22 protein-coding genes and 1 pseudogene are annotated in these 26,778 nt (G+C 71.1%); 11 read left to right on the top strand and 12 right to left on the bottom strand.

All coding sequences use genetic code 11. The features are described from left to right. Positions 1–137: 137 nt before the first annotated feature. The 6 genes from ccmI to ASF22_RS18155 all read left to right on the top strand — a co-directional run bounded on the left by ccmI (position 138) and on the right by ASF22_RS18155 (position 6,789). On the top strand, positions 138–1,709 hold the full coding sequence (gene ccmI, locus ASF22_RS18180) for a c-type cytochrome biogenesis protein CcmI (RefSeq protein ID WP_056266885.1): 1,572 nt from the start codon (positions 138–140) through the stop codon (positions 1,707–1,709). A 150-nt stretch (positions 1,710–1,859) separates the two neighbouring features. Beyond that, on the top strand, positions 1,860–2,384 hold the full coding sequence (gene ccmE, locus ASF22_RS18175) for a cytochrome c maturation protein CcmE (RefSeq protein ID WP_056266882.1): 525 nt from the start codon (positions 1,860–1,862) through the stop codon (positions 2,382–2,384). Positions 2,385–2,415: 31 nt separating this feature from the next. Next, on the top strand, positions 2,416–4,422 hold the full coding sequence (locus tag ASF22_RS18170) for a heme lyase CcmF/NrfE family subunit (RefSeq protein ID WP_056266879.1): 2,007 nt from the start codon (positions 2,416–2,418) through the stop codon (positions 4,420–4,422). Continuing rightward, positions 4,419–4,883, top strand: coding sequence for a cytochrome c-type biogenesis protein (locus ASF22_RS18165; protein ID WP_056266876.1), 465 nt, complete (start codon positions 4,419–4,421; stop codon positions 4,881–4,883). Before ASF22_RS18170 ends, ASF22_RS18165 begins: the two co-directional genes overlap by 4 nt. Positions 4,884–5,059: 176 nt before the next feature. After that, positions 5,060–5,794 (top strand): DUF1007 family protein, encoded by a 735-nt coding sequence (locus ASF22_RS18160; RefSeq protein WP_056266873.1) that lies wholly within the window; start codon positions 5,060–5,062, stop codon positions 5,792–5,794. Beyond that, positions 5,785–6,789: a nickel transporter gene (locus tag ASF22_RS18155; protein WP_056172774.1), complete on the top strand. Its 1,005-nt coding sequence runs from the start codon at positions 5,785–5,787 to the stop codon at positions 6,787–6,789. Before ASF22_RS18160 ends, ASF22_RS18155 begins: the two co-directional genes overlap by 10 nt. 50 nt (positions 6,790–6,839) lie before the next feature. Here the strand turns inward: ASF22_RS18155 and ASF22_RS18150 are convergent, their stop codons facing one another. Beyond that, positions 6,840–7,430 (bottom strand): histidine phosphatase family protein, encoded by a 591-nt coding sequence (locus ASF22_RS18150; protein ID WP_056266872.1) that lies wholly within the window; start codon positions 7,428–7,430, stop codon positions 6,840–6,842. Between the two features lie 145 nt (positions 7,431–7,575). Between ASF22_RS18150 and ASF22_RS18145 the strand changes: the two genes are divergently transcribed. After that, positions 7,576–8,607, top strand: coding sequence for a tyrosine recombinase XerC (locus tag ASF22_RS18145; protein ID WP_082483804.1), 1,032 nt, complete (start codon positions 7,576–7,578; stop codon positions 8,605–8,607). Between the two features lie 41 nt (positions 8,608–8,648). Here the strand turns inward: ASF22_RS18145 and ASF22_RS18140 are convergent, their stop codons facing one another. From ASF22_RS18140 to ASF22_RS18095, 11 genes and pseudogenes are all read right to left on the bottom strand, one after another. After that, complete coding sequence (locus ASF22_RS18140) at positions 8,649–10,271, bottom strand: tetratricopeptide repeat protein (RefSeq protein ID WP_156647840.1); 1,623 nt, start codon at positions 10,269–10,271, stop codon at positions 8,649–8,651. Between the two features lie 108 nt (positions 10,272–10,379). Beyond that, positions 10,380–10,541, bottom strand: coding sequence for a hypothetical protein (locus ASF22_RS25030; RefSeq protein WP_244474335.1), 162 nt, complete (start codon positions 10,539–10,541; stop codon positions 10,380–10,382). 97 nt (positions 10,542–10,638) lie between these two features. After that, positions 10,639–10,824: pseudogene (locus ASF22_RS25025) on the bottom strand (HAD family hydrolase); the annotation flags it as partial. Positions 10,825–11,204: 380 nt separating this feature from the next. Beyond that, the gene (gene gltX, locus ASF22_RS18130; protein ID WP_056266866.1) at positions 11,205–12,566 is read right to left on the bottom strand and encodes a glutamate--tRNA ligase; all 1,362 of its coding nucleotides are present in this window, start codon (positions 12,564–12,566) and stop codon (positions 11,205–11,207) included. 10 nt (positions 12,567–12,576) lie between these two features. Further along, on the bottom strand, positions 12,577–13,860 hold the full coding sequence (locus ASF22_RS18125) for a hybrid sensor histidine kinase/response regulator (RefSeq protein WP_082483830.1): 1,284 nt from the start codon (positions 13,858–13,860) through the stop codon (positions 12,577–12,579). A 65-nt stretch (positions 13,861–13,925) separates the two neighbouring features. Then, positions 13,926–15,098 (bottom strand): FIST N-terminal domain-containing protein, encoded by a 1,173-nt coding sequence (locus ASF22_RS18120; protein WP_056266860.1) that lies wholly within the window; start codon positions 15,096–15,098, stop codon positions 13,926–13,928. A 94-nt stretch (positions 15,099–15,192) separates the two neighbouring features. Then, on the bottom strand, positions 15,193–16,059 hold the full coding sequence (locus tag ASF22_RS18115) for a hypothetical protein (protein ID WP_056266858.1): 867 nt from the start codon (positions 16,057–16,059) through the stop codon (positions 15,193–15,195). After that, complete coding sequence (locus ASF22_RS18110; protein WP_244474334.1) at positions 16,056–18,140, bottom strand: glycosyltransferase; 2,085 nt, start codon at positions 18,138–18,140, stop codon at positions 16,056–16,058. The genes ASF22_RS18115 and ASF22_RS18110 overlap by 4 nt, the downstream gene beginning before the upstream one ends. Further along, positions 18,137–20,002, bottom strand: a complete 1,866-nt coding sequence (locus ASF22_RS18105; protein WP_348271158.1) for a glycosyltransferase — start codon at positions 20,000–20,002, stop codon at positions 18,137–18,139. The genes ASF22_RS18110 and ASF22_RS18105 overlap by 4 nt, the downstream gene beginning before the upstream one ends. Next, positions 19,999–20,673 (bottom strand): hypothetical protein, encoded by a 675-nt coding sequence (locus ASF22_RS18100; protein WP_056266853.1) that lies wholly within the window; start codon positions 20,671–20,673, stop codon positions 19,999–20,001. The genes ASF22_RS18105 and ASF22_RS18100 overlap by 4 nt, the downstream gene beginning before the upstream one ends. Before the next feature lie 44 nt (positions 20,674–20,717). Continuing rightward, positions 20,718–22,115: a M20/M25/M40 family metallo-hydrolase gene (locus ASF22_RS18095; protein ID WP_056172743.1), complete on the bottom strand. Its 1,398-nt coding sequence runs from the start codon at positions 22,113–22,115 to the stop codon at positions 20,718–20,720. A 214-nt stretch (positions 22,116–22,329) separates the two neighbouring features. On the opposite strand from ASF22_RS18095, the gene ASF22_RS18090 reads away from it, so the two are divergent. The 4 genes from ASF22_RS18090 (at position 22,330) to ASF22_RS18075 (ending at position 26,717) form a co-directional block, all read left to right on the top strand. Next, on the top strand, positions 22,330–22,836 hold the full coding sequence (locus ASF22_RS18090) for a (2Fe-2S)-binding protein (RefSeq protein WP_056266850.1): 507 nt from the start codon (positions 22,330–22,332) through the stop codon (positions 22,834–22,836). After that, on the top strand, positions 22,833–23,843 hold the full coding sequence (locus ASF22_RS18085; RefSeq protein ID WP_056266847.1) for a xanthine dehydrogenase family protein subunit M: 1,011 nt from the start codon (positions 22,833–22,835) through the stop codon (positions 23,841–23,843). Before ASF22_RS18090 ends, ASF22_RS18085 begins: the two co-directional genes overlap by 4 nt. 14 nt (positions 23,844–23,857) lie before the next feature. Further along, the gene (locus ASF22_RS18080; RefSeq protein ID WP_056266844.1) at positions 23,858–26,110 is read left to right on the top strand and encodes a xanthine dehydrogenase family protein molybdopterin-binding subunit; all 2,253 of its coding nucleotides are present in this window, start codon (positions 23,858–23,860) and stop codon (positions 26,108–26,110) included. Between the two features lie 163 nt (positions 26,111–26,273). Further along, a complete protein-coding gene (locus ASF22_RS18075) occupies positions 26,274–26,717 on the top strand; it encodes a hypothetical protein (RefSeq protein ID WP_056266841.1) in 444 nt (147 codons plus the stop codon). Positions 26,718–26,778 lie beyond the last annotated feature (61 nt).

The raw sequence follows: 26,778 nt of genomic DNA, 5'->3' as shown, positions 1-26,778 counted from the left end.
ACACGGTTTGCCGTCGTGCTCCATACGGTTAAGGTCGATCCAGCGCCGGCCTTCGCGTGACACCGTGTCGCCCGAAGCCTGCATCGTAGGGACCACAGCGTGGCCTTACATGCGGTCGCACAGTGTTTCGAGGCGTGATGACGGCACTCTGGTTCATTCTGGCGCTCATGACCGGCGCGGCGGTGCTCGCCCTGCTCTGGCCGATGTCGCGTCGGGCCAATCCGTCGACGGCCCCGGATGCCGGCGCCATGGCGATGGAGACGGGGTTCTACGAGGACCAGCTGCGCGAGATCGAGCGCGATCTGACGCGCGGCCTCATCGCCGCGCCCGAGGCCGAAGCGGCGCGCACGGAAGCCGGCCGCCGGCTCCTGCGGGCCAACCGCGTGGGCGTTCCCCTCGTCCCCGGCATCGCCGAGCCGGCCCTGCGCCAGCGCCGCGCCGCCTCTGCCTTCGCCCTGTCGACGATCCCGCTGGTCGCCCTCATCGCCTACGGACTCTACGGCTCGCCGCACATGCCGGCGCAGAGCGCGGCCGAGCGGCAGGCGGCGGAGAACGGCGGACAGGATCTCCTCAACGCCATCGGCCAGATCGAGGCGCGGCTCGCCAGCAATCCCACGGACGGGCGGGGCTGGGCCGTGCTCGCCCCCGTCTACATGCGGATGGGCCGGTTCGACGATGCGGCCCACGCCTACGAGGCCGCCGCCCGCACCCTCGGCGAGACCTCGCAGCGCCTGTCCGATTGGGGCGAGGCCGTGATCGCCGGCAACAACGGCGTGATCTCGCCCCAGGCCAAGACGATCTTCGAGCGCGCCGTCGCCCTCGACGGAACGGCGGCCAAGCCCCGGTTCTACCTCGCCCGCGCGGCCGAACTCGACGGCGATATCCCATTGGCCATCAAGCGCCTGGAGGGCCTCGCCGAGAATGCGCCCGCGGACGCACCGTGGCTCCCCGTGGTGCGGGACAACCTCGCTCGCCTGAAGGGCGAAGCCTCCCCGACGGGCGGGGTCTCGCCGAAGGGTGATGCGCCGGTGGCCCGGCCCGGCGCCGGGGCCGCGCCCGATCCGGGCGCCGCCGCATCGCTCCAGGCGATGCCGCCGGAGGGCCGGAACGCCGCCATCCGCAGCATGGTCGCGGGCCTCGACCAGCGCCTCGCCGAAAAGGGCGGCACGGCGGACGAGTGGCTGCGCCTCGTGCGCTCCCTCGGCGTGCTCGGAGACCGCGACAAGGCCGGGGCCGCCCTCGCCCGGGCCCGGACGGCCCTGGCTTCCGACCCCGCGGCGCTCCGCGGCCTCGAGGTCCTGGCGGGTGAGTTCGGGCTGACGCGCGACGGAGCGGGCCAGCCGGAGGCCGAAAGATCCGGCGCGGCCGGTGGTACCAGGGACGCCCCCAAGACAGACACCACGCAGGCCGATGCGGCCAGGGCCGGCACCGAGGCGGCGGTGGCCGCCGTGAAGGCGATGCCGGCGGCCGAGCGGGACGCGGCGATTCGCGGCATGGTCGCGGGCCTCGACCGGCGCCTGGCGGCCAAGGGCGGCACCATCGACGATTGGCTGCGTCTGGTACGCTCCTATGCCGTCCTCGGCGAGCGAACCCAGGCGCGCCAAGCCCTCGACCGGGCTCGCATGGCCCTGAGCCCCGAGCCCCAGGCGAAGGAGCGCCTCGACGAGCTCGCACACGAACTCGACCTCGCCGCGGCCGGACGCCCCTGACAATCGGTCCCGGCCGCCGACCTTGACCCGGGCGCCGACGCGGCCGACACCGTCCTTTACGCCCATTCCAAACACGGGTTCCGGCTGCCGGGGGCGAAACGCCCGCTCCACCGGCGCCCGCGACACCACAACCGAGACGGGACGACCCGCGTGACCCGCAAGAGCCGCCGCCTCATCCTCATCAGTGCCTGCGGCGCCGTGCTGGCCCTGGCGGTCGGACTGATCCTGTCGGCCATGAGCGGATCGATCGTGTTCTTCCGCTCGCCGACGGAGGTCGCGGCGCAGGGCGTCGCACCCGGCACCCGGTTCCGCCTCGGCGGCCTCGTCAAGGACGGCTCGCTCCAGCGCGGGCCGGACCAGACCGTGGAATTCGCCGTGACCGACACCAACGCCACCGTGCAGGTAGCGTATCGCGGCCTGCTGCCCGACCTGTTCCGCGAGGGCCAGGGCATCGTGGCGGAGGGCCGCCTCGAGCCCGGCGGCCTGTTTCGCGCCGACACGGTGCTGGCCAAGCACGACGAATCCTACATGCCCCGCGAGGTCGCCGACGCCCTGAAGGCGCAGGGGCGCTGGCAGGAGGGCAAGGGCATGGTCGAGAAGCCCGCCGGCACCAAGCCCGCCGACGCCAGCACGGCCATCACCGACAAGACACTCGGTCAGCGCAGCGAGCGATGATGCGCAAGCTCCCCCGGAAGGACGCCCCCACGTGCTGATCGAAGTCGGCCACTTCGCCCTCGCCCTGGCGCTCGCCCTCTCCCTCGTCCAGGCGGTGATGCCGGTCTGGGCCGCCCGCTCGGGCGACCAGGCCCTGCGCGCGGTGGCGACGCCGGCCGCGCTCGGCACCTTCGCCTGCGTCCTGTTCGCGTTCGGGGCGCTCACCTACGCCCACGCCACCTCGGATTTCTCCGTCCAAAACGTGGTCGAGAACTCGCACACGGCCAAACCCTTCCTCTACAAGCTGTCGGGCGTGTGGGGGAACCACGAGGGCTCGATGCTGCTCTGGATCCTCATCCTGGCCCTGTTCGGGGCCTTGGTTGCGATCGCGCGCGAATCGGTTCCGCCGACGCTCAGGGCCAACACCCTCGCGGTGCAGGGTCTGATCACCTTCGTGTTCGTGCTGTTCATCATCACGACCTCGAACCCGTTCGCTCGGGTGAGCCCGGCCCCGCCCGAGGGCAACGATCTCAACCCGCTGCTGCAGGATTTCGGCCTCGCGATCCACCCGCCGCTCCTCTACGTCGGCTATGTCGGGTTCTCGATCACCTTCGCGTTCGCCATCGCGGCCCTCATCGACGGGCGCATCGACGCCGTCTGGGCGCGGGCCGTGCGGCCGTGGACCCTCACCGCCTGGAGCTTCCTCACCCTCGGCATCGCCATGGGCTCGTACTGGGCCTATTACGAGCTCGGCTGGGGCGGCTGGTGGTTCTGGGATCCGGTGGAGAACGCCTCCCTGATGCCGTGGCTCGCCGGCACGGCGCTCCTGCATTCCACCGTGGTGATGGAGAAGCGCGACGCCCTCAAGGTCTGGACGGTGCTCCTCGCCATCCTCACCTTCTCCCTGTCGCTGCTCGGCACTTTCATCGTGCGGTCGGGCGTGCTGACCTCGGTGCATTCCTTCGCCACCGACCCGACGCGCGGCATCTTCATCCTCGCCATCCTGATCCTGTTCATCGGCGGCTCGCTGACCCTGTTCGCGTGGCGGGCGCCGATGCTGCGCCAGGGCGGCCTGTTCGCGCCGATCTCCCGCGAGGGGGCGCTCGTCATGAACAACCTGTTCCTCGCCGCTGCCTGCGCCACGGTGTTCGTCGGGACCCTCTATCCGCTGCTGCTGGAGATGCTGACGGCGGAGAAGATCTCCGTCGGTCCACCCTTCTTCAACTACACCTTCATTCCGCTGGCGATCCCGCTCCTGCTCATCGTGCCCTTCGGCCAGACCCTGGCGTGGAAGCGCGGCGACGTGCATGCCGCGTCCCAGCGCCTGTTCGCGGCCCTGGCCGTCGCCCTCGTGGTGGGCCTGGCCGTGCTCGCCTACACCTGGGGCGGCCCGATGATGGCCCCCGTGGGGATCGGCCTGGGCGCCTACCTCGTCATCGGCTCCGTGCTGGAGATCGTCTCCCGCGCCCGCGGCTACGGCGCGAGCCGCACCCGCAAGGCCTCCGTGGTCTGGCGCCGGGCCATCGGCCTGCCGCGCTCGGCCTGGGGCACGGCGCTCGCCCATGCGGGCGTCGGCGTGGTGGTCCTCGGCATCGCCGCCCAGGGCTGGGCGACGGAGGGGTTGAAGACCCTGAAGCCCGGCGAATCCCTTGCCTCGGGCCCCTACGTGGCGACCCTCGACCGGGTCGGCCCGCGCATGGGCGAGAACTACTCCGAGACCACGGCCTTCCTCACCATCCGCAGCACCGCCGGCGACATGATCGGCACCGTGGAGACGGGCAAGCGGTTCTACCCGAGCCGCAAGATGACGGTGACGGAATCCGGTCTCCTTACCCTCGGGGTCAGTCAGGTCTACGCCAGCCTCGGCGAGGTCCTGCCCGAAGGCGGCATCGGCCTGCGCCTCTACTACAAGCCCCTCGTGCTGCTGATCTGGCTCGGCGCCGTGGTGATGGCGCTGGGCGGCGCGGTCTCGCTCACCGACCGGCGCATGCGCGTCGGCGCCCCGGCCCGTGCCAAGACGAAGCCCGTGCCCGCCGGCAGCATGGCGGCGGCGGAATGACCGCCGCCCCGCGCCTCGCCCTCGGGCTGCTCCTCGCCCTCGGCTCCGCCGGAGGCGCGCTCGCGGTGCAGCCCGACGAGGTTCTGAAGGATGCGGGCCTGGAAGCGCGGGCCCGGGACATCTCCGCGGGCCTGCGCTGCCTCGTGTGCCAGAACCAGTCCATCGACGATTCCGATGCGCCGCTGGCCCGCGACCTGCGCGTCATCGTGCGCGAGCGCCTCCAGGCGGGCGACACGAACCCACAGGTCGAATCCTACGTGGTCGGGCGCTACGGCGAGTACGTGCTCCTGCGCCCGGTCTTCGCCGCCCACACCCTCCTCCTGTGGCTGACGCCGCTCGCCGCCATCGGCCTCGGGATCTTCGGCCTGTGGCGCCTGTCCCGCCGCCGCACCGAGCCGACGCCGCAGGGCCTGAGCGCCGCCGAGGAAGCCGAGATCGCGGCCCTGACCCGGCGGGACTGACCCCGGGGCGTAACGCGCACCTCAGCGATGGACCCCGACGCCTCGCTTTCGCCCCACTGAATCGGAATGGATGAAGGCGGCCCGGCTTCAGCGAAGGCCGATTTTCGACGAAGGCTCAGACTCGGCAGAAGGCCGCGTTTACGCTTTCTTCACCACGACTCGCGAGCGTCCCCGCCATGCCGACCGCTTCGCTCACCCACCTCCTGACCGGCTTTACCGCCCTCGTCGCGAGCCTCGCGCTCGTCCCTCCGGCGGAAGCGCATCCGCACGTCTGGGTCTCGACGAAGGCCGAGATCACCTACGGCGAGGGGGGGCGCGTCACCGGAATCCGCAACGCCTGGACCTTCGACGCGTCCTATTCGGCCTTCGTGGTTCAGGGGCTCGACGCCAACGGCGACGGGGTGTTCTCGCCCGAGGAATTGTCGTCCCTGGCACGCGAGAACACCGCGAATCTCGTCGAGTTCGGCTACTTCACCAAGCTCAAGGTCGCCGGCAAGGAGCAGCTCTTCGCCGATCCGACCGAGCCGCGCATGGCGATGGAAGACGGCAAGCTCATCATGACGTTCCTCCTGCCCCTGAAGACGCCCGTGGCGCCGGGGCGCGGGGTGACGGCGCTGGAAGTCTACGACCCGACCTATTTCGTCGCCTTCGGCCTCTCCGATGAGGCCGACGCCGCGCGCCTGACCGGCGCGCCCACGGGCTGCGCCGCCACGGTGACGCGGCCGAAACCCGAAGCGGTCAAGGCGGCCGAGGGCAAAACGCCTGATGGCAAGACACCTGACGGCAGGACGCCTGACGGCAAGACGGCGGACGCCAAGCCCGGCCTGTCGGAAGCGTTCTTTGAGGCACTGACCGCCTCGGCGAATTACGGCAGCCAGTTCGCCAACCGGATCATCGTCGCGTGTCCGTAGGCGTCGCCGTCGCGGCACGGCCGCCGGGCCTCCTCGGTCGGCGCTTGATCCTTGCCGCCGGTGCGACGGCGCTCGCCGCCGGATTGCTCGCCGGCCTCATGCTCGTCATCGGGCCGGACGTGGCGGCGCCTCCGCCGCGCTCGCCCTTCGGCATCGGTTTTCGCGAGGCGGCGCCCTCGGCCACGGGCCTCGGCGGCTGGATCCTGGCCCTCCAGGCGAGCTTCTCCCGCAGCCTCCAGGGCGCGCTCCAGGCCATCAAGGCCGGCGGCGCCTGGGGGCCGATGCTGCTTCTCGGTTTCAGCTACGGCGTGTTCCATGCAGCCGGCCCCGGCCACGGCAAGGCGGTGATCGCCGGCTACATCGTCGCCGGGGAGCGCGCCCTGGCCCATGGTTTCGCCCTGAGCTTCGCCGCCGCCCTGCTGCAGGCCGTGGTGGCGGTCGCCATCGTGGGCATCGGCAGCCTGCTCCTCCACGCCACCGCCGCCGGCCTGACCCGGGCCGGCACCGTCATCGAGACCGTGAGCTTCGCCCTGGTGGCGGCCCTCGGCCTCGCCGTCACTTGGCGCAAGGCCGGGCATCTGGCCGCCCTCGGGCGCGAGGGGGCCGGGTGCGGGCCGGATTGCGGGCACGTTCACCTCACGGACGGCAACGCGCTGGCCCGCCTCGGCACGTGGCGGGAGCGGGCCGGCGTGGTGCTCGCGGCGGGCTCCCGCCCCTGCGCCGGGGCGGTGCTCATCCTCGTCTTCTCGGCGTCCCAGAACATGCTCTGGGTCGGCATCGCCGCGACCTTCGCCATGGCGCTGGGCACGGCGCTCACCACGGGAGCCCTCGCGAGCCTTGCGGTCTTCGCCAAGGCGCTCGCCCTGCGCCTCGCCGGCGGACGCGGCGAAGCCGGCACCCGGGCGGTGGCGGCCCTCGAACTCCTGGCGGCCGCCTTCGTGCTGGTGCTGGGCCTCGCCATGCTCACCGGCCTCGCCTTCGGCACCGGCGGCTGACTCAGGCCGGATCCGCTTACGTCTTTCGGGCTCGTGGATCCGGGCTCCGCTCAGGCCCGCCGGGTGATCCGGTCAACCCCAAGGTCGAGCTCCACGGTCTCGCAGTTGTCGAGCCACACGCCGGTCAGGTGAAAGAAGAACGTGCCGTGTCCGACCACCGCAATGGTGCGCTCGGGCCGCGCCGCGAGCCAGTCGCGAAACGCCGCCACGCGACCGTCGAACAGGGTGCGGGGCTCGACATGGATGCCCTCGGCATCGGGCTCGCCCTCGGCGTGCCACCAGATCTCGGGCAGGTGATCGACGGCGACATCCGGGAACTCGGCCGCCAGCACGGAGGCGGCCCGGCCCATGTCGCAGCTGCTCTCCTGGCATTCCCGGTGCAGCACCTCCACGAGGATCTTCGGCTCGGCCGGATGGCCGGCGAAGATCCCCTTGGTGGTCTGAATCGCCCGGGTCAGGGGCGAGGTCACCACGAGGTCGAAGGCGATGTCGTGGAGACCGGTGCGCGCGGCCTCGACCTGAGCCAGCCCCCGCTCGGTCAGGCGGGCGTCGATGTGGCCGGGGTCGCGCCCCGTGAGGCGATGGGCGGCGTTGAAGGTCGATTCGCCGTGTCGGATGCAGACGATGCGCGTCGGGGTCATAGAAATCCGGTCTGGATGGGCGGGGGTTCCCGTCGAGATAGGCGGCGGCCCACGGGCTGGAAAGGGCGCTGGGGTCGCGCTTCGTCAACGGAGCCTCAACCAAGGGCGCGTTGAGTGGGCGGCCGAGCCCTCCAGGATCGCCCCCATGCTCCAGCCGACGCCGCCCCCGCCGGACACCCTGGCCGCCCTGGAGGCCTTGCGCGCGTCCGAGACCCTGGCCTTCCCGGGTGATGCGGCCCTCCGAACCGCGTTCGGCACCTGGCAGGACGAATTGCTGCGCGAGCGCCGGATGTCGGGCAACACCGCGGAGGCCTATGCCCGCGACCTGCGCCAGTTCCTCGCGCACCGGCAGGCCCGGCACGGCCGCCCCGACATTCCCGGCCTCATCGCCCTGAAGCCCCGCGACCTGCGCGGATTCCTGGCGGCGCGCCGCGCCGAGGGCATCGGCGGGCGCTCGCTCATGCGCCAGCTCGCGGGCCTGCGCTCCTTCGCCCGGCACCTCGCCCGCGAGGGCCACGGCACCGTGGCCGCACTCGGCGCCGTGCGCTCGCCCAAGGTCGAGCGCCGCCTGCCGCGGCCGATCCCGATCCCCGCCGCCAAGGCGATGACCGGCACGGCGCTGCGGGACGGCGAGGACCGCGAGCCCTGGGTGATCGCCCGCGACGCCGCGGTGATCGCGCTCCTGTACGGCTCCGGCCTGCGCATCTCGGAGGCGCTGGGCCTCACGGCCAAGGACGCGCCGGGGCCGGGCACGGATTCCATCACCGTCCTCGGCAAGGGCGCCAAGATGCGGATGGTGCCGGTGCTGCCCGCCGTGCAGCAGGCGGTGGCGGCCTACCTCGCCGCCTGTCCCTACAGCCTCGACCCGGCGGGACCGCTGTTCGTCGGCGCCAAGGGCGGCCCGCTCTCGCCCCGGATCATCCAGTACGCCGTCGCGTCCATGCGCGGGGCGCTGGGCCTGCCGCCGAGCGCGACGCCGCACGCGCTGCGCCACTCCTTCGCCACCCACCTGCTCGGTCGCCAGGGCGAGTTGCGGGCGATCCAGGAACTGCTCGGCCACGCCTCGCTGTCGACCACCCAGCTCTACACCAAGATCGACGCCGCCCGTCTGATGGACGCGTTCGACGCGGCCCATCCGCGGGCGGGAGCGATGCGGCGGGTGTCGGGGGCGGCATAGACCATCGGCCGAAGCCCGCCGAGCCGCCCGGTCGAGGCCCCCTACAATTCGGGGTCCGGCACATCGATGCCGGACAGCGTCCCGTCGGCCAGGCCGCGCGCCCGCGCGAAGCGCGGGTGGTCGCGCAAGTCCGGCTTGAGACCGAGCGCCCTGTCGAGATCGGCGCGGGCACGCGCGACGTCGCCTTTCTGGCCGTAGGCGATGCTGCGCTCGAACAGCGCTTCGGCCCAGTGCGGCCGCAGGGTCAGGGCGTCGTTGAAGTCGCCGATCGCCCGCACGGATTCGTTCCGGCGCCGCCACATCAGGGCCCGGTTGTACAGGGTGACGGCCCGCACGGTGGCATCCGTCGCCAACTGGAGCGCCCGTGCGAAATCCGCCTCGGCCCGAGCACCGTCGCGGAAGTGCTCGTAGAGCCCGGCGCGCACCTGATAGGCGAGCGCGATGCCCGGATCGAGCGCGAGCGCCCGGTTCACATCGGCCAGGGCGCCGCTCCAGTCCTTGAGGTCGCGCTTAGCGAGACTTCGATCGTAGAGGGCCAGGACGCCGTCCGGCTGGCGGCGCAGATACGCGTCGAAATCCGCGATCGCGGCGGCGGGCTCGCCCCTGCCCCGGTGCGCGATCCCGCGGTTGAGGTAGGCCGGGGCGTAGGTCGGATCGAGGCGCAGGGACGTGTCGAGATCGGCCAGCGCGCGATCCCGCTCCCCGCGGACCGCGTGACCGACGGCGCGGTTGAAGTACGCGAGGGCGTAGGACGGATCGATGGCGATCGCCGCGTCGCAGGCGGCGATGCCCCGGTCCGGCGCGCCGGTGTTGTTGAGGACGTTGGCGCGCCAGAGGAACGCCTCCTTGTTGCGCGGATCGAGGCGCAGGGCCGCGTCCACCGCCGCCAGAACGCCGGCAGCATCGTGCCGGTCGAACAGAAGTCCGGCCCGCAGGACATGGCTGTCGGCCCTGCGCGGATCGATCCGAAGGGCCTCGTCGATGTCGGCGAGGGCGGCCTCCTTCTCGCCCATCTGATTCAGAACGGCCGCCCGGATCGAGAGGATGGCGGGATCGGCCGGGACGAGGCCGATCGCCGTGTCGCAATCGCGTCGCGCCTGCGCGACCCGCCCCTGCCGGAACAGCACGAAGCAGCGGTTGCCCAGCGCATCGGCGTAGGACGGCATGAGCGTGAGGGCCGCGTTGCAATCCTCCAGGGCGCGATCGAGGTGCAGTCCATCCGCCTGGGCGCCGCACCGATTGCTGAGGAGAGCGGGCTGGTTCGGGGTCAGCCTGAGGGCTTCGGTGTAGTCGCGAATCGCCTCGTCCGTCCGCCCGAGGCGTCTCAGGGTGTGTGCGCGCCACCAGTAGAGATCCGAGGTCGAAGCCCCCTTGAGCGCCTCTCCCAGATCGGTCACCGCCTCGGCGAGTTGCCCGAGCTTGAGGAGGGCCATCGCGCGGCGGCGATGCAGGTCTGCCGTCTCGACGTTCGCATCCGATGGCCTGTCGAGCAGCAGCAGCGAGCAGGCGGCGACCTGCGCGGCCCAGTCGCCGCGCCCACATCCGGCCGTCGCGATCTCGGCGGCCTGCGGCTCCGGGGCCGGGCCGCCGTCGAGCGCCCGGGCGGAGCCGCCCATCAGGGTCGCCGCGAGGATCGCGGCCATCCGCACCGGACCTGGGACCATCCTGAACCTCCCGCTCCGCACGCGGACCCCACGGGCCCGGACCCGAGGGGCCGAACCTCCGCACGCACAACGCGCAGACCCCGGCGAGTGTGCCGCCTCGCGGGAGGTTCACGGTCGGGGACGAGCATCCGGCGCCGGTTCGAACGACGGGCTCCGCACCACCGCCGTGGCGACGTCCAGCAAGGTCTCCCCGGTGATGTCCGGCGCCCGCAAGGCGGGCGAGTACGGACGGCCGCGCGCGACGTAGCCCGCCGTGAGGCCGGCGGCCATGGCGCCGTGGAGACTCCCACGGATGGGTCGCGATGAGGGCCATGTCGCCCGGAGCGACCCCGGCCGCCCGTGCGGCGTGGAGGTAGACCTCGGCGCGTGGCTTTGCGAGCTTCACGTCCTCGACGGAAAGAATCCGCTCGACGAGATCCTCCAGGCCCGCCGCGGCGAGCAGGCCCTGCGTGGTGCCGGCCGCGCCATTGCTCAACGCGAAGATCCGAATGCCGGCTTCGGCGAGAACCCGGAATGCGGCCCCGGCGTCTTCGTGCGGGGGAAGGCTCTTCATCATGTCGAGGACGGCCTGCCTGCGCTCCGGGGCGGTCTCCAGGCCCTGCATGGCGATCAACTCGTCGAGGCACCCCGACAGCACGGACTGGAAGGGCGCGAAGGTGCCGGTCGCCGCCAACGCGAAGGTGTCCCGCAGTCCGGCGGTGTAGAGGAAGTTCAAGGCGAGGGGCGGCAGGCCCAACGCGACCAGCGCGGGCCGCATCGGCTCATGCTGAACACCGTGCCGATGATGTCGAAGGCGACGACCTTGGGGCGAGGGGGCATGACGGTTCCAACGGCGCGAGGCGCGTTGGGATCGAGGGCCGGGGTGATATCGCGGGCGTCGCACACGCCCACGGCAACGGGAGGGCCGCCCGGGATGCGCTTCCGTCCACGCGGTTAGAGGGTTCGCGCGCCCGCCAGCCGCTCCAGCACCCGCGCGCGGCCGATGAGGGGCAGGAGCCCCGCCAGGTCCGGGCCGTGCTCCAGGCCGGTCAGGGCGAGGCGCAAGGGCATGAACAGCGCCTTGCCCTTGGCGCCCGTGCGTGCCTTCACGGCGCCGGTCCAGGCCTTCCACGTCTCCCCGTCCCAGGGCTCGTCCGGCAGGACCTCGACGGCCGTTGCGATGAAGGCCGGGTCGGCGATCACGGGCGTGACGGGTCCGGTCACGACACGCCACCAATCCCCGGCCTCGGCGACCTTGGCGAGGTTGGCCCGCACGCCGAGCCAGAACGGCTCCAGCACGTCTTCCGGCACGCCGAGGGCCAGGAGGCGGGCGCGGACCTCGCCCACCGGCATGGCGTGGATGAGCCGGGCGTTGAGGCCGTCGAGCTCGTGCGGATCGAACTTGGCGGGTGCCCGCGAGATGTGGGCGAGGTCGACGAGGCTCGCCAGCTCGTCCATCGACGCCACCGCCCGCACAGCCTCGGCCGAGCCGGTGAGGACGGCGAGCGACCGCACGGCCGCCGGCTCATAGCCGGCCTCGCGCAACCCCCGCAGGGACAGGTGACCGAGGCGCTTCGACAGCCCCTCCCCGTCCGCCGTGGTCAGCAGATTGTGGTGGCCGAAGACCGGGACCGGATGTCCCAGGGCCTCGAAGAGCTGCACCTGAACGCCGGTGTTGGTGACGTGGTCCTCGCCCCGGATCACGTGGGTCACACCGAGGTCGGCGTCGTCCACCACGGAGGGCAGGGTGTAGAGGTAGGAGCCGTCGGCCCGGATCAGCACGGGATCGGACAGGGAGGCGCAATCGACATGGGCCTCGCCGCGCACGAGGTCGATCCAGCCCACCGTGCGGGGTTCGAGCTTGAACCGCCAATGCGGCGTGCGCCCCTCGGCCTCGAGGGCGGCGCGCTCAGCCTCCGTCAGGCCGAGCGCCGCCCGGTCGTAGATCGGCGGCTGGCCGCGCCCGAGCTGGCGCCGACGCCGGCGCTCCAGCTCGTCCTGGGTCTCGTAGCAGGGGTAGAGCCGCCCCGCGGCCTTGAGACGTTCGGCCGCCGCATCGTGGATCGCCGACCGGTCGGACTGGCGGGCGCGCAAGTCGGGCACGATGCCGAGCCAAGCGAGATCCGTCTCGACGGCCTCGGCGAATTCCTGCGTCGAGCGCTCCCGGTCGGTGTCGTCGAGGCGCAGGAGGAAGCGCCCGCCATGGGTCCGCGCGAACAGGGCGTTGAGCAGCGCCGGCCGGGCATTGCCGAGGTGCAGGTAGCCCGTGGGCGAAGGTGCGAAGCGGACGAGCGGTGGGGTGCGATCGGTGGTCATACGCGACCGTCTAGCAGGCGGTTGGAGGCGAGGAAAACGCCGCTTCCGCCAGCAGGGCGGTGAGAAGGGCGCGCAGCTGCGCCGGCCGGGTCGGCTTGTGGACGAGTTCGGCCCCCAGGGCCTCCACCTCGGCCGCGATGGCGGCGCCGTGGTCGGCGGTGGTGACGATGACGGGCGGGACGCGCCCGGCCGTGTCGCGAAAGTGCTCGGCGACGGCGAGGCCGCAGGCGCCGTTGTCGAGGTGATAGTCGAGGATGAGCAGGTCCGGCCGGAGGTCCGCCGCCGCGACCCCGGCGAGATCGCGGAAGACGAACACCTCGGCGTCCCAGTTGCGCAGGAGGCGGGCGAGGGCGTCGGCCGTGGCCGGATCGTTCTCCACGACGAGGATCCGGGCGCCGGTCAGACGCGTGGCCACGGGGCCGACGCGCGCCTCGGGGGCCGGCGCGGCGGCGCTCACGGGCACGGTCAGGCTGACGCGGGTGCCGTGGCCGGGGCGGGAGGCGAGGGCGAGGGGATGGCCGAGGGCCGCCGCCATGCGCTGCACGATGGAGAGCCCGAGACCGAGGCCGGGCTCGCAATCCCGTGTCTCGGCCTGTCCGCGATAGAATTCCTCGAACACCAGCGCGCGCTCGGCCGGAACGATCCCGCAGCCGGTGTCGATGACCTCGATCCGGCACACGGACCCGCGCGACCGCACGGCGAGGAGGACGCCGCCGGAGGTGGTGTAGCGCAGGGCGTTGGAGACAAGATTCCGGACGATGCGCCCGAGCATCACCGGGTCGCTCACCACCATGCGGTCCGCCCCGCGCACGTGCAGGCGCAGGCCCTTGCCCTCGGCGGTGTGCCGGAAGCTCGCCGCGATGCCGTCGAGGAGATCGGCGAGGCGCACGGGCCGGATCACGGGGTGCACCACCCCGGCATCGAGCTTCGAGATGTCCAGGAGGGTCTTGATCAGGTCCTCGATGGTCTGCAGCCCGCGCTCGATCTGGCCCGAGATCGCCCGGGCGTCCGGGCCGAGGGACATGTCGGCGAGGGCCGAGGCCGAGAGGCGGGCGGCGTTGAGGGGCTGGAGCAGGTCGTGGCTGGCGGCGGCGAGGAAGCGGGTCTTCGAGCGGTTGGCCGTCTCGGCCTCCTCCTTCGCCGCGACCAGGGCCGTGTTGGACCGCTCCAGGCTGTGCATCAGCCCGGTCAGTTCCTCCGTCCGCGACCGGACCCGGCCCTCCAGCATGATCGCCGTCTGGAACAGCGAATAGGCGCTGCCCTGCTGGTCCATGCTGCGCTCAACATGGGCCATCAGCGCCGCGTTGATGCGCTCGAGCTTGGCGATGCGCTGCGCGCTCTCCGAATCCGGGGGACCGCTCACGGCAGCGGCCGGCGCCCGATGGCGATCCCCGTGAAGGTCTGGTTGAGGTGCATGGCCCGGTACTGCTCGCCGTAGGTCTCGAAGCCGACGACGTCGTAGCGCCGATAGAGGTCGCAGATGCCGTGGCGCCCCTGCGCGTGCTCGGCGTCGAGGCGGCGCAGGATGCAGTCGAACCCGATCACGAGGTCGATGCCGCCGAGTTGCGTCTCCAGGCGTTCGAGTTCGGCCCGGGTGGTGGCGACGATGTCGCGCGGCCGGGCGAGGGTGAGCACCACCCCCTCATCGATGGCGCAGAAGAAGCTGAGCGACCCGTTCTCCGGATCGAGGCGCCGGATCGAGCGGCAGAAATACTCGCCGCCGATTCGAACGGCCAACGGATAGGCGGCAAAGCTCATCGGCGAGAGCCCTTCGGGGTCGAGCCCCACCGCCATGGCGTATTCCCGCGCCGCCGGCTCGGCGTTGAGCTCGTAGACGATGCGGCGCTCGTCGTCGGAGGCCGTCACCACGAACTTCGTCGTCGTCGGTTCGAAGTTGTCGCTCTTGAAGATCTGCGTCGGGTAATCGGTCTCCACGAGGAGCAGCACCGCCGCCCGCCGGTGGATCGCACCGCCGTGCAGGAGCGTCGCCTCCCGGAAATCGAGGCCGTCGCCGGCCGAGCCGCCGACCAGGGGAATGCCGTCGAGGGCCCAGGCGATGGCCGAGACCACGGTCTCCTCGGCATTGGCGAGCCCGTCGATGAGGGAGAGGGCGAAGCGCCCGCCCTGGGGCGGCTCGCCGGCCTCGCCGCCGAGGGTGCGCCGCAGGGCGCGGACGGCGGCGGCGGTGCGGGCGACGTCGAGGTGATCGATGGCGTCGAGCACCGCGGAGACGATGCGAAAGCCGGCCATGGGAAACGCGATGAGCACGAGGCCTCGGGCGAGGCCCCCGGCCGGGCTGATCCCGCCCGACATGGTGCAGCCGGCGACCGGCACACCGGGGAAGTGCTTCGTCAGCGCGTGATTGAGGGTCTCGACGCAGACATCGGACGAGAAGAACACCACGATCTGCGACAGCTCGGCGGGGCCGAGGGCGGCGGCGATCTCGGATACGGCGCGGCCCGCCTCGGACGCATCCGTCCAGGCCGTTCGAATCCCGCACAGATGCGTGCGCACCTGCGTGTCCTGGCTCACGCCTCGCTCCCGTGCCGTCGGGCGCGGGCTTGGCGCCCGTCAACCCATTGCGCCGACTGTGTCAGCGCGCCCGAACGCACGCAAGCGCGCCGCGTCAGCCGGCGGGCACGCCGACGGAGAGGCCGCCGCCCCGGCCGATGGCGCGGACGCGCGGCCGCTCGGGTACGAGGTCCCACAGCCGGGCCTCGGCGTAGCGCAGGCGCCGTTCCCCATCCGCGCCGGTCCCGTGGAAGCACTGCTCCAGGGCGAGGATCGCCGTCGGGCGCGGCGGGTGCGGTCGCGCGGTCGTGTCGATGTCGAGGGCGACGGCGTCCGCGATCCCCTGTGCGAAGCCCTCGACGGTCGCCACGAGGGCGGCCATCTCGGATTCGTCGAGGGTCAGGACGAGGCAGAGCCGGGGCGCGTCGTCGGGGCAGGCCTCGACGGGGATGTCGCGCCGGAAAGCGAGGGTAAAGCGCGGGGTCTCCGCACTGGGGTAATCCCACCGGTGAGCGGCCCGCACGCCGGCCAGCGCCACCCACTGGTCGGGCCCGGTGGAGGACGGCGCGGCGATGCGGCCTTCGGGGCGCCCGTCCTGACGGAAATGCAGGAGGGGGTTGATGCCCGCCCGCCCGACATCGGGATAGCGGGCGAGATACATCAGGGTGCTGAAGGCCGGGCTCGGATCGAGGCCGGCGGCGGCGCCCGTGCGCAGGTAATGCCGCACGGGGTCGAGGCGGGTCGGCCCGCTCTGGCGGCGATAATACGCCGTGTCGAAATCCGCGTTCGGATCGTAGCCGAGGCCGGCGCCGCGCCGGACGTAGTGCCAATACGGGTCGATCCCGGAACGGGCCACGTCGGGGTAGCGCGTCCGGTAGAAAGCCTCGTCGAACAGGCGCGGCACACGGCCGATGATGAGCCGACGAACGAGTTCCGTGATGCGCGCGACGGCACGCTGGCGGGGGTTGGGTTTCGCGCTCATGCGAAGGTCGGTGCCTCGCAGAGACGACGCAGGGTCTGCGCGTAGGACGCGGGATCGCACTCGGCCCGGATCCGGTCGAGACCGGCCCGCCGAACCTCGGTCCAGAGGGCGTCGTCCGTGTGGAGGCTCGCCAGGGCCTCGGCGAAGCCTGCCGGATCGCGCCAGTCGCGGGTCAGGGAGCCGGTGCCGTCCGGCCAGCCGATCTGCGCGGCGAGGATCGGCGTGATCACACCCGGCAGGCCGTGCGCGACGGTCTCGTGGACCTTGTGCGGGATGCCGGCGGCAAAGCGCGTCGGGGCCAGCGACACGCGGGCGGCATCGAGGATCGGGCCGACCGCGTCGACGCGGCCGAGGATCCGCACCCCCTCGCCCGAAAGCCGTTCACGGATGGACGGCGCCATGGCGCCGACGAGGGTGACGTGCGCATCCGGCATACGCGCGCGAAGAAGGGGCCAGACGTCCGAAAAGAACCAATCGAGGGAATCGATGTTGGGCTCGCCCTCGCGGGCCAGCGACCCGAGGAACACGAAGCCGTCGCGCGCCGAGAAATCGGGCGGGTCGTCCCGGAAGGTCAGCGCATGGCCCAGCACCGTGGCGTTGGGAACGCCGCTCGCCCGCAGCACCCGCGCCTCGGCCTCCGAGACGCAGACCACGTGGTCGGCCACGGCGAAGTGGCGGATCTCGCGCGCGCAGGCCCGCGCCAGGGCGGGGCCGTGGGCGGGAGCGCCGGAGAGCGCCTCGGTGACGAAGCCGCGCAGGGCGAACACGGCCTCCGAATCGAACACGATTCGGGAGCGCCCGACATCCCGCGGGGTGAGCCCGAGATCGTGCAGCACGCGGCAAGTCCGTTCGATGTTCGGCGGACGGCTGACCCAGAGCACGTCGTAGTAATCCGGCCGCTCCTGGACGAGGTGGCGCAGGCCGGCCTCGCCGCAGGGCTCGACGATCTCGATGCGGGTGGAGAGGTCGCGGGTGAGCCGGCCCGGTTCCTCGCGCTCGCCGTGGATGGAGCAGAACGTCACCGCGTAGCCGAGGCCCGCCATGGCGTTGAGGATGTGGTTGGCGCGCGGCAGGCCGGCACCGAGGTCGAGGTGCGGCGCCCGGTCCTCGACGTAGAGGACGCGCAGGGTCCAGGGGTCGTGGTCGCGGGCGGCGAATCCGGTGCGCTGCGGTCCCTGCCCGAACAGCCACGCCGCATGGCGCTCGCGAAAGCGCGCGCGGTTGCGGTCGAGCAGGCGCTCGACGTCGTCGCGCCGGGCGCTTGTGACGTTCTCGACGTGGATCGCGATGGCACGGGGCTGATACACCACCCGGCGCCCGGCCTGGTGGCAGCGCACGCACAGATCCGTGTCCTCGAAATAGGCCGGCGCGAACCAATCGTCGAACCCGCCGAGCTGCCCGAACAGGGCGGTCTCGATCATCAGCACGGCGCCCGAAACGTAGCCGACTTCGCGGGCGAAGGAGGCCTCGGGCGCGAAGGCATCGGCGCCGCCCCGGCCGTACGGATGCGTGGTCTGGGCGTCGTCGCGAAAATTCGCTCCGGCTTCCTGGAGGACGCCGCCCGGGAACACGAGGCGGGCACCGGCGATGCCGACGGCGTCGAACTCCGTGAAGGTGTCGAGGAGGGCGCGGAGAGCCCCGGGCATCAGGTCGACATCGGGGTTAAGGAACAGGAGATACGGCCCGCGCGCCAGCGCCGCGCCCGCGTTGCAGGCGGGGCCGAAGCCGATATTCTCGTCGTTGAGCACAACCTCGGCGCCGTCGACCCGGGCGAACAGGGCGCGGGTCTCGGCATCGGAGGCGTTGTCGACGACGATGACCTCGAAGGGCACGCCGGCCAGGGCCTGCCCGGCGGCGAGGCGGTAGAGGGTCCAGGCCAGCATGTGGCGGGCGCCGCGCGCGACGATGACGATGGACACGCGCGGCGTCGCTTCCGATCGGAAGCCGATGCGGACATCGTTGAGGAACAGGGAATTCCAGATAAGGGCCGCCTCGGCGAGGGCGGCCTTGCGGCCGGTGGCGGCATCGACGGCTTCGAACAGCGGCGTCATGGGCGATGTGGTCGTGGGCGAAGTCGTCATGGGTGAAGTCCGGGGGACGAGCCGGCGGCGGGCAGCCGAACGCGGCCGACGAGGTCGTCGTGCAGGATCAGCAGAAGGCCTCCGTTCGTCGGCGCCTCTCCTCCGTCCAGGGTGAGGCTCGCCGGGACGGGCGCGAGATCCGTGCGCGTCGCGCTCAGGAACGGCAGCCCCTGGGCGAGCCCGAGGGGCGTGATGGCGCCCAGGGTCAGTTCCAGCGCCGCGTCGGGTTCGATCAGAAACGCCGCGCCCGGATGGCGGCCGACGACGAGGTGACTCGGCAGCGCCAGAGCTAGGACGAACCGTCGGGGTCCGGCGCCGACGAGGCGCGCCTCGGCCTCCCAATCGGGCTGCACCCCGGCGATCTCCACCGCTACGGCGGCGCGGAGGGCCGGCGGCAACCGGCGTCCCCGCACCCATTCAGGACCGAGGGCGACTTCGGCTCCGGCGAGGCCGCTCGCGATTCCCCTCGAGGGTCCCTGCTCCGCTTGCACGAACCAGCGCCGCCGCTCGGGCGAATAGGGGGCCGTGCCCGGCGGGGCCGCGCGTTCGGTGGCGATGAGAATGCCGTGTCGGGCATCGTCCGGCTCCGCCGTGCCGAGGCCGGCCACGCAGGTCAGGGCGCCACTGGGCAACGCCAGGGTGACCGGATCGTGTCCATCGATGGCTGCGGGAGGCACCGCATCGCCGCGTTCGGGGATCAGATCTCCGATGTGCGCCCGCAAGAGCGTCAGAAGCGCGTCCTCCGCCGCCTGCGTGCCGGAATTATAGCTGGCAAATAAATTCGCGCAGGCCTCTGTCAGCGCCGCCAGCCCGCGGGCGTCTTCCACGAGGGTGAGCACCTGCGCCTTGACCTCGTCCACACCCGCGCAGCGATGGGCCGGAGCGATGGGCGAAAAACCCTCGAAACCGATGCTGGTGCCGATGACGGGGACGCCGAAAGAGAGGGCCTCGGCGACCTTCATCTTGAGACCGCTGCCCATGAGCATCGGTGCCACAACGAGATCGACGCCGTCGTAGAAGTCCTCGATCCGATCGACATAGCCGGCTAACTCGATGCCAGGTCGTGGCCTCGCCCCGAGGCCCGCGCAGATCTCGCCGGCGATGACGAGGATCGGCCGGCCCGGTCTCCAATCCGCGCTCCAGGCTTCGGCGAAGCGCCCGATGGAGAAAAGGTTCGGATCGTTGCCGTGGCCGATGAATCCGATCCGGGCGAGGCGCTCGGGGGCGCGGAACGGCCGGCGGGCCGGGAAATGCGGCGGCAGGAGGTGGATGTGCGCGCGCGTGATCGCCGCGAAATGCGCCGCCTCCTCCGCTTGAATCGCCAGCACCACGTCCGCCCGGTCGAGCCCGGCCGCTTCCCCGGCCACGTCGGTGTAGAAGAAATTCGGCTCGGCCCGAAACGGGCGGTACTGCGCCTGCCGGTCGGCGAAGCGATCGTGGGTGTCGATGAGGGTAAGTCGGCCGGGCGGCACCGCCGCGAGGCAGCGCGACAGGAACACGTAATTGACCAGGACGGCGCGGGTCTCGGGGTAGGCCGCACAGTACCAGGCGACGAAGTCCAGGAGTTCGTCGGGGCACCAATCGTCGATATCGAAGTGCCGGGCGCGCGTCTTGAGGGGGATCGCGGCCTTCGGTTCGATCCAGAAGGTCCGCTGGAAATGCCGGGCCATGGCCGACGCATCGGTGGGCGGGTGCTGGCCGAAGCGGCGGTAGATCTGGTCTTCGTGGGCGAAGTAGGCGAGATCGACGGCGAACCCGCCCCGCGCCAGGGATTCGCAGGTGGTGACGAGGCGGCGCCGGTTGCCGGCGCTCGTCGGAAAGGCCGGCATCGGCGCGATCACGAGGACGGTCGGGCGGCTCACGGGCGCCCCCGAACGGCGGTGATCCCGTCCGATCCGACGAGGAGGGCGGCGTCGGTGGTGCCCGTGGCGGGCTCGCCCCAGACGGGATCGAGGGTGAGGACCGCATGGGGCGCGGCACCGAAACGCAAGCGGGCCCGCGCCACCCGGGCGCAGCGCCACCGGGCACCGGAGCGTAGCATCAGGACGCTCGGGACACGGCTGCCCGTCAGGGTCGCCTCGCCCGAACCCGCTAGCGCGAGGTCGGGTGCGCCGGCCGAGGCCTCCCGACTTTCGGCGAGGGCCGACAGGGCGGGGCCGAGGAGCGCCAGCAACGGGGTGAGGGCACCGTAGGTCGCGGGGGTCAGGGCACCCAGCACGGCCGGGCACAGGGCCGAGCGCTCGGCCGGATCGAGTTCGGCCGCCGGACGCGGCGGCGGAACCGAGACGAGCAGATCGTGGAAATGCGTCGCGACGGTCAGGCTCCCACCCGGATCGTGGGCGGAGAGGACGAGGAGCGCCATCGGCTCCGTGCCGGGCCGGCCTAGGCCGCAGAACGCCCAGGTCAGGAGTTCGCCCGCGCCGAGGCCCAGGGGAATCGGCAGGGCGGTGGACAGGGGATAGCGGACGACGAAGACGCCTTCGCCCACCGCGAAGAGATGTCCGTCGACCCGCTGCGCGGATGGCTCCGTCATCGGGACGGGACGCGGATACGCAAGTCGCGTTTCTCCGACCGCCCTCAGGCCGCCCGCCCGGCGGCGCCGAAGGCTGCCAGGATGCGGGCCCAGGAGCGGGTGCCCTTGTGGAAGCTCTTCAGGTCGTACTTCTCGTTGGGCGAGTGGATGCGGTCGTCGTCGAGGCCGAAGCCGATCAGGAGCGTGTTGCGGTCCAGCAGCCGTTTGAAGTCGCCCACGATGGGAATCGAGCCGCCGGCCCCGATGGTCACGGCGGGCACGCCCCATTCCTCGGCCAGCGCCGCGCGGGCGAGGTCGAGTTCCGGCATGTCGTAGGGCAGGCTGATCGCGCGGCTGCCCTTGTAGCAGATCACCTCGACGGAGCAGTCGGCGGGGATTCTTTCACGCACGAAGGCCTCGAAGGTGCGGGCGAGCCGCTCGGGGTCCTGATCGTCCACGAGGCGGAACGAGACCTTGGCGCTGGCCTCGCCGGCGATCACCGTCTTGGTGCCCTCGCCCGTATAACCGCCGATGATGCCGTTGACGTCGCAGGCGGGCCGCGACTGGACGAGTTCGATGAGCATGCGCCCGTGCTCGCCGGCTGGCTCCGATAGGCCGATCGGGCCGAGGAACGTCTCCGCCGTGAAGTCGAGGCCGCGCCACTGGTCGAGGATGGCCTGCGGCGTCTCGCGCACGCCCTCGTAGAAGCCCGGTAGCGCCACCTTGCCGTCGGCGTCGTGCAGATCGGCGATGATCTTCGACAGGACGTGGATGGGGTTGCGCGCCGCGCCCCCGAAGAAGCCCGAATGCAGGTCGCGGTCGGCGCAACGCACCTTCACCTCGAAATACGCGAGGCCGCGCAGGGACGTGGTGATGGCCGGCGTGGTGGGGTTCCACATGCTGGTGTCGCACACGAGCACGATGTCGGCGTCGAGCTTGTCGCGGTTCGCCGCGACCCATTCGGGCAGGCCCTGCGAGCCGTTCTCCTCCGCGCCCTCGATCAGGATGGTGACGCCGCAGGGCAGCTCGCCCTCCATGGCCAGATGCGCTCGGCAGGCCTCGATGAAGGTCATGACCTGACCCTTGTCGTCGGAGGCGCCGCGCGCGACGATCTGCTGCTCGCCCTTGGCGTTCAGGGCCATGCGCGGCTCGAAGGGCGGCGTCTCCCACAGGGCCAGGGGGTCGACCGGCTGCACGTCGTAATGGCCGTAGAACAGCACGTGCGGTGTGCCGGGCTTCGGCGCATGGGCCAGCACCACCGGATGCAGCGAGGTCTCGTGGATGCCGGTCTCGAAGCCGAGCGCCGTCAGCGTGCCTTCCAGCCATTGCGCCGCCGCGCGGCAATGGGGTGCGTAGGCGGCATCGGTGGAGACGGACGGGATGCGCAGGAACGCGAACAGGCGCTCCAGGGCGTTGTCGAGATCGCGGTCGATGTCGTTGAGAACCGGAGCGAGCGCAGTCATCGGACGTCCTTCGTCGGGAATCGACACCGGGTTAGCCGAGGTGCCGTGAGGGCGCAAACCTTCCCGACGGGCCCTGAAAGGGAACAGGCGCAATCTGGAACGGTTATCGAGTGGACCGACCAGGGACGGTGATTTTCCCCCTGCCTGCCGTTTCGACCGAATTTCCGAAATCCGGCGGCCGTTGCGGTCGCTGCTTCTGTCACGGACACATGCCATGCTCATCGAAAGCGGCGCGCCCGGCGCGGCGAACACCATCGCCATCAGCCTGACGATCAACGGGCAGGCCCGCACCCTCGACGTCGCCCCGTGGACCACCCTCCTCGACCTGCTGCGCGAGGATCTTGACCTCACCGGCACGAAGAAGGGCTGCGATCACGGCCAGTGCGGCGCCTGTACGGTGCTGGTCGACGGGGTACGCATCAATTCCTGTCTGGCACTCGCCGTGATGAAGGACGGGGCCAGCATCACCACCGTCGAGGGCCTGGCCGAGAGCGCCGGTCTCCACCCGCTCCAGGCAGCCTTCGTCGAGCACGACGCGTTCCAGTGCGGTTACTGCACGCCCGGACAGCTCTGCTCGGCGGTGGGCATGATGGCGGAGGGCCACGCGCATTCGCGCGAAGAGATCCGCGAGGCCATGAGCGGCAACATCTGTCGCTGCGGCGCCTACACCAACATCGTCGACGCCATCGAAGACGTGATGCAGGCGGGAGCCGCGAAATGAACCGCTTCGATTACGTCCGCCCTGAGACCGTCGCCGACGCCGTGAAGGCGGTGGCAGGGGGCAACGCGCGCTTCATCGCCGGCGGCACCAACCTCGTCGATCTGATGAAATACAACGTCGAGCAGCCAGGTCGGCTCGTCGACATCACCCGTCTGCCCCTCGACGCCATCGCGGCGCGCGACGGCGGGCTCAGCATCGGCGCCCTCGTGACCAATTCCACCGTCGCGTACGACGCGCAGGTGAAGGAGCGTTACCCGTTGCTCGCCAGCGCGATCCTGGCGGGGGCCTCGGGCCAGTTGCGCAATGCCGCCACGACGGGCGGCAACCTCAACCAGCGCACCCGCTGCTACTATTTCTACGACGAAGCGACACCCTGCAACAAACGCCTGCCCGGCTCCGGCTGCCCGGCCATCGGCGGCGTCAACCGCATCCACGCCATCTTCGGCACGAGCCCAAGCTGCATCGCCACCCATCCGTCCGACATGTGCGTGGGCCTGGCCGCCCTCGACGCGGTGGTGCGGGTCGCGGGGCCGGAGGGCGAGCGGACGATTCCGTTCGCCGAGTACCACCGCCTGCCGGAGGACAATCCGGAGCGCGACACCACGCTGAAGCCCGGCGAGATCGTGCTCTCCGTCGACCTTCCCGACGAGACCTTCGGCCCGCACCATACCTACCTCAAGCTGCGCGACCGCCTGTCCTATGCCTTCGCCCTCGTGTCGGTCGCCGCCGTGATGACCCTCGACGGCGACACGATCCGGTCCGCCCGGTTCGCCCTGGGCGGCGTCGCCCACAAGCCGTGGCGCGACAGGGAAGCCGAAGCCTTCCTCGCCGGAAAGCCGGCGACGCAAGAGACCTTCGCGGCCGCCGCCAACATCGTTGTCGCCGCGGCCCAGCCCCAATCCGAGAACGCGTTCAAGGTCGAACTCACGCGACGCGCCCTCGTGCGCGGCCTGTCCCAGGCCGCCGCCGGCACGCCCCAGTCGCAGTCCGACAAGCGCATCGCCTGAAGGAAATCCGCTCCATGGCCAAGTCCATCAATTCCTCCGGCACGGACACCTACGTGGGCACGGCGCGCAGCCGCGTCGACGGTCCGGCCAAGGTCACCGGGCAGGCGAAGTACGCCGGTGAGTTTTCCGCGCCGGACCTCGCCCACGGCTACGTCGTGTCGAGCGGCATCGCCCGCGGCCGCATCACCGCCCTCGACACCGCCGCCGCCGAAGCCGTGCCGGGCGTGATCAAGGTCCTCACCCACGAGAACCGGCCCCGCACGGCGTGGCTCGACTACAATTACCAGGACATGGTGGCCCCGCCCGGCTCGCCGTTCCGGGCCCTCTACGACGACAAGATCCAGTACAGCGGTCAGCCCGTCGCCCTGGTCGTCGCCAAGGATTTCGACACGGCCCGCCACGCCGCGTCCCTCGTCAAGGTCGCCTACGAGGCCGAGGCCCCGACCACCGATCTCGAGGCCCAGCGCGAGCTCGCCTACGAGCCGCCGAAGAAGCGCTCGGGCATCAAGCCGCCGCCGGCCCCGTGGGGCGACGCCCCGGGCGCCTTCGACGCCGCGCCGATCAAGGTCTCGCAGGATTATCGCCTGGCCGTGGAGCATCACAACCCGATGGAGCCCCACGCCTCCACGGTGGTGTGGGAGGGCGACGGCAAGATCACCGTCTACGACAAGATCCAGGGCGTCGTGAACACCCACGGCTACATCGCCGCGGTGTTCGGCATGAAGAAGGAGGATGTGCGCGTCCTCAACCCGTATCTCGGCGGCGGCTTCGGCTCGGGCCTGCGCCCGCAATACCAGCTCTTCCTCGCCGTGCTGGCCGCCCGCGCCCTGGAACGTTCCGTGCGGGTGGTGCTGACCCGCGACCAGATGTTCACCTTCGGCTACCGCCCCGACGTGCTCCAAACCGTGTCGCTGGGCGCGGATGCCTCGGGCGGCCTTCGGTCGATCCGGCACGACGCCATCTCGGGCACCTCGAACTTCGAGGATTACCAGGAGGTCGTCGTCAACTGGTCGGGCGTGCTCTACGATTGCGACAACGTCGCCCTCTCCTACAAGCTCGCCCAGCTCGACACCTACACGCCGTCCGACATGCGCGCGCCCGGCGCCGTCACGGGCGTGATGGCGCTCGAAATCGCCATGGACGAACTCGCCTACGAGACGGGGCAGGACCCCATCGCCCTTCGCCTCAAGAACTACAGCGAGAGCGACCGGACGGAGGGCAAGCCGTTCAGCTCGAAATCCCTGCGCGCCTGTTTCGCGGAAGGCGCGGAGCGCTTCGGATGGTCGACCCGCAATCCGGAGCCCCGCTCCATGCGCGACGGGCGCGAACTCGTCGGCTGGGGCATGGCCACGGGCATTTGGGAATCGATGATGCAGCAGTCGAGCGCGAGCGCCACGCTGACCCAGGACGGCAAGCTCACGGTCGGCAATGCCACGGGCGACATCGGCACAGGCACATACACCATCCTGACCCAGATCGCCGCCGACACCCTCGGGCTGCGGATGGAGGACGTGACGACGAAGCTCGGCGACACCGACCTCGCCGAGGCGCCGCTCGCCGGCGGCTCGTGGACGGCGGCGTCCTCCGGCACGGCGGTGATGCGGGCCTGCCAGGATCTCGCCGGGCAACTCTTCGCCTTGGCGCGCGGGCTCGACGATTCCCCGCTCGCCAACGTCGATTTCGACCGCGCGGTGTTCAAGGATGGGCACATCGGGGTAGCGGGCGACGCGTCCCGCAGCATCGCCATCACCGATGTGCTGAGGGCCACCGGCACGGAAACCCTGGAGGCCACGGGCTCGGCCGGGCCGGATGCCGCGCACCAGAAGGCCTTCTCGCCCTACACCCACTCGGCGGTGTTCGTTGAAGTGAAGATCGACGAGGATCTCGGCGTGATCCGCGTCACCCGCGTGGTCTCCGCCATCGCGGCGGGCAAGATCCTCAACCTCAAGACCGCACGCAGCCAGATCCTCGGCGGCGTGGTCATGGGGATCGGCTCGGCCCTGGAAGAGGAATCGATGCTCGACCACACGCTGGGCCGGTTCATGAACCACAATCTCGGCGAGTATCACGTGCCCGTGAACGCCGACATCCACGACATCGACGTGATCTTCGTCGACGAGGAGGACAAGGCCAATCCCATGGGCGTGAAGGGGCTCGGTGAGATCGGCATCGTGGGAACGGCGGCGGCGGTGGCCAACGCGGTGTTCCACGCCACGGGCAAGCGCATCCGAGAACTGCCGATCACCATCGACAAGCTCCTGGCCTGAGCCCCGGTCGCATCCGCGACAAATTTCCGATGTCGAACACACCGGTTTCCAAGTCGGTGGAAGGTAGAGATTTGCGTGGGACGCATGGCATCCAAACACGGAAGTGCAGCGCAATATTTCATATTGCGTCGCACCATTCATCCTCCATATACCAGCTGTGGAGATGGTAGCGGAGCGGGACGTGTCGGACATTCTGCAGAGGCCACGGCCCACAACGCGGGTCGGTGACAGCGAGAAGATCACGATCAACCTCGGCTACGTCGACCTCGGGCATATCGACCTTCTCGTTTCCGAAAGCCTTTATGCCAACCGCTCCGACTTCATCCGCACGGCCGTCCGCAATCAGATCGTCCGCCACGCCGACGTGACGCGTCAATCCGTGGCCCGCAAACACGTGGAACTCGGTCTGCGCCACTACGGCCGCCTCGATCTCGAAGCCCATCGCGCCGCCGGCACCACCCTGGATATCCGTGTCCTGGGACTCGCCAGCATCGCCGCCGACGTCTCCCCCGAACTCGCGCGCGAGACCATCGCGTCCATCGAGGTCATGGGCAGCCTGCAGGCGAGTCCCGCCGTCAAGGCGGCGCTGGCCGACCGGTTGCGCTGACCACCCTCGCCTTATCGTCAAGCCCCGCCCTTCCAACCCCGCCCCGGACCGTTCGTGCGTC

Origin of the sequence: Methylobacterium sp. Leaf87 (assembly GCF_001422775.1) — a bacterium.
Classification (GTDB): Bacteria; Pseudomonadota; Alphaproteobacteria; order Rhizobiales; family Beijerinckiaceae; genus Methylobacterium.
Note: the sequence above shows the minus strand (reverse complement) of the source record. Positions and strands in the feature narration are given on the sequence as shown.

Excerpts from the sequence above, each read along its gene's own strand:
- ASF22_RS18090 (WP_056266850.1), top strand. The coding sequence starts at position 22,330 with ATGCTCATCGAAAGCGGCGCGCCCGGCGCGGCGAACACCATCGCCATC.
- ASF22_RS18150 (WP_056266872.1), bottom strand. The coding sequence starts at position 7,430 with ATGACCCCGACGCGCATCGTCTGCATCCGACACGGCGAATCGACCTTC.
- ccmI (WP_056266885.1), top strand. The coding sequence starts at position 138 with ATGACGGCACTCTGGTTCATTCTGGCGCTCATGACCGGCGCGGCGGTG.
- ASF22_RS18085 (WP_056266847.1), top strand. The coding sequence starts at position 22,833 with ATGAACCGCTTCGATTACGTCCGCCCTGAGACCGTCGCCGACGCCGTG.
- ASF22_RS18160 (WP_056266873.1), top strand. The coding sequence starts at position 5,060 with ATGCCGACCGCTTCGCTCACCCACCTCCTGACCGGCTTTACCGCCCTC.
- ASF22_RS18145 (WP_082483804.1), top strand. The coding sequence starts at position 7,576 with ATGCTCCAGCCGACGCCGCCCCCGCCGGACACCCTGGCCGCCCTGGAG.
- ASF22_RS18110 (WP_244474334.1), bottom strand. The coding sequence starts at position 18,140 with ATGACGACTTCGCCCACGACCACATCGCCCATGACGCCGCTGTTCGAA.
- ASF22_RS18075 (WP_056266841.1), top strand. The coding sequence starts at position 26,274 with ATGGTAGCGGAGCGGGACGTGTCGGACATTCTGCAGAGGCCACGGCCC.
- ASF22_RS18080 (WP_056266844.1), top strand. The coding sequence starts at position 23,858 with ATGGCCAAGTCCATCAATTCCTCCGGCACGGACACCTACGTGGGCACG.
- ASF22_RS18115 (WP_056266858.1), bottom strand. The coding sequence starts at position 16,059 with ATGAGCGCGAAACCCAACCCCCGCCAGCGTGCCGTCGCGCGCATCACG.
- ASF22_RS18165 (WP_056266876.1), top strand. The coding sequence starts at position 4,419 with ATGACCGCCGCCCCGCGCCTCGCCCTCGGGCTGCTCCTCGCCCTCGGC.
- ASF22_RS18125 (WP_082483830.1), bottom strand. The coding sequence starts at position 13,860 with ATGGCCCATGTTGAGCGCAGCATGGACCAGCAGGGCAGCGCCTATTCG.
- ASF22_RS18100 (WP_056266853.1), bottom strand. The coding sequence starts at position 20,673 with ATGACGGAGCCATCCGCGCAGCGGGTCGACGGACATCTCTTCGCGGTG.
- ASF22_RS18095 (WP_056172743.1), bottom strand. The coding sequence starts at position 22,115 with ATGACTGCGCTCGCTCCGGTTCTCAACGACATCGACCGCGATCTCGAC.
- ASF22_RS18140 (WP_156647840.1), bottom strand. The coding sequence starts at position 10,271 with ATGGTCCCAGGTCCGGTGCGGATGGCCGCGATCCTCGCGGCGACCCTG.
- gltX (WP_056266866.1), bottom strand. The coding sequence starts at position 12,566 with ATGACCACCGATCGCACCCCACCGCTCGTCCGCTTCGCACCTTCGCCC.
- ASF22_RS25030 (WP_244474335.1), bottom strand. The coding sequence starts at position 10,541 with ATGGCCGCCGGCCTCACGGCGGGCTACGTCGCGCGCGGCCGTCCGTAC.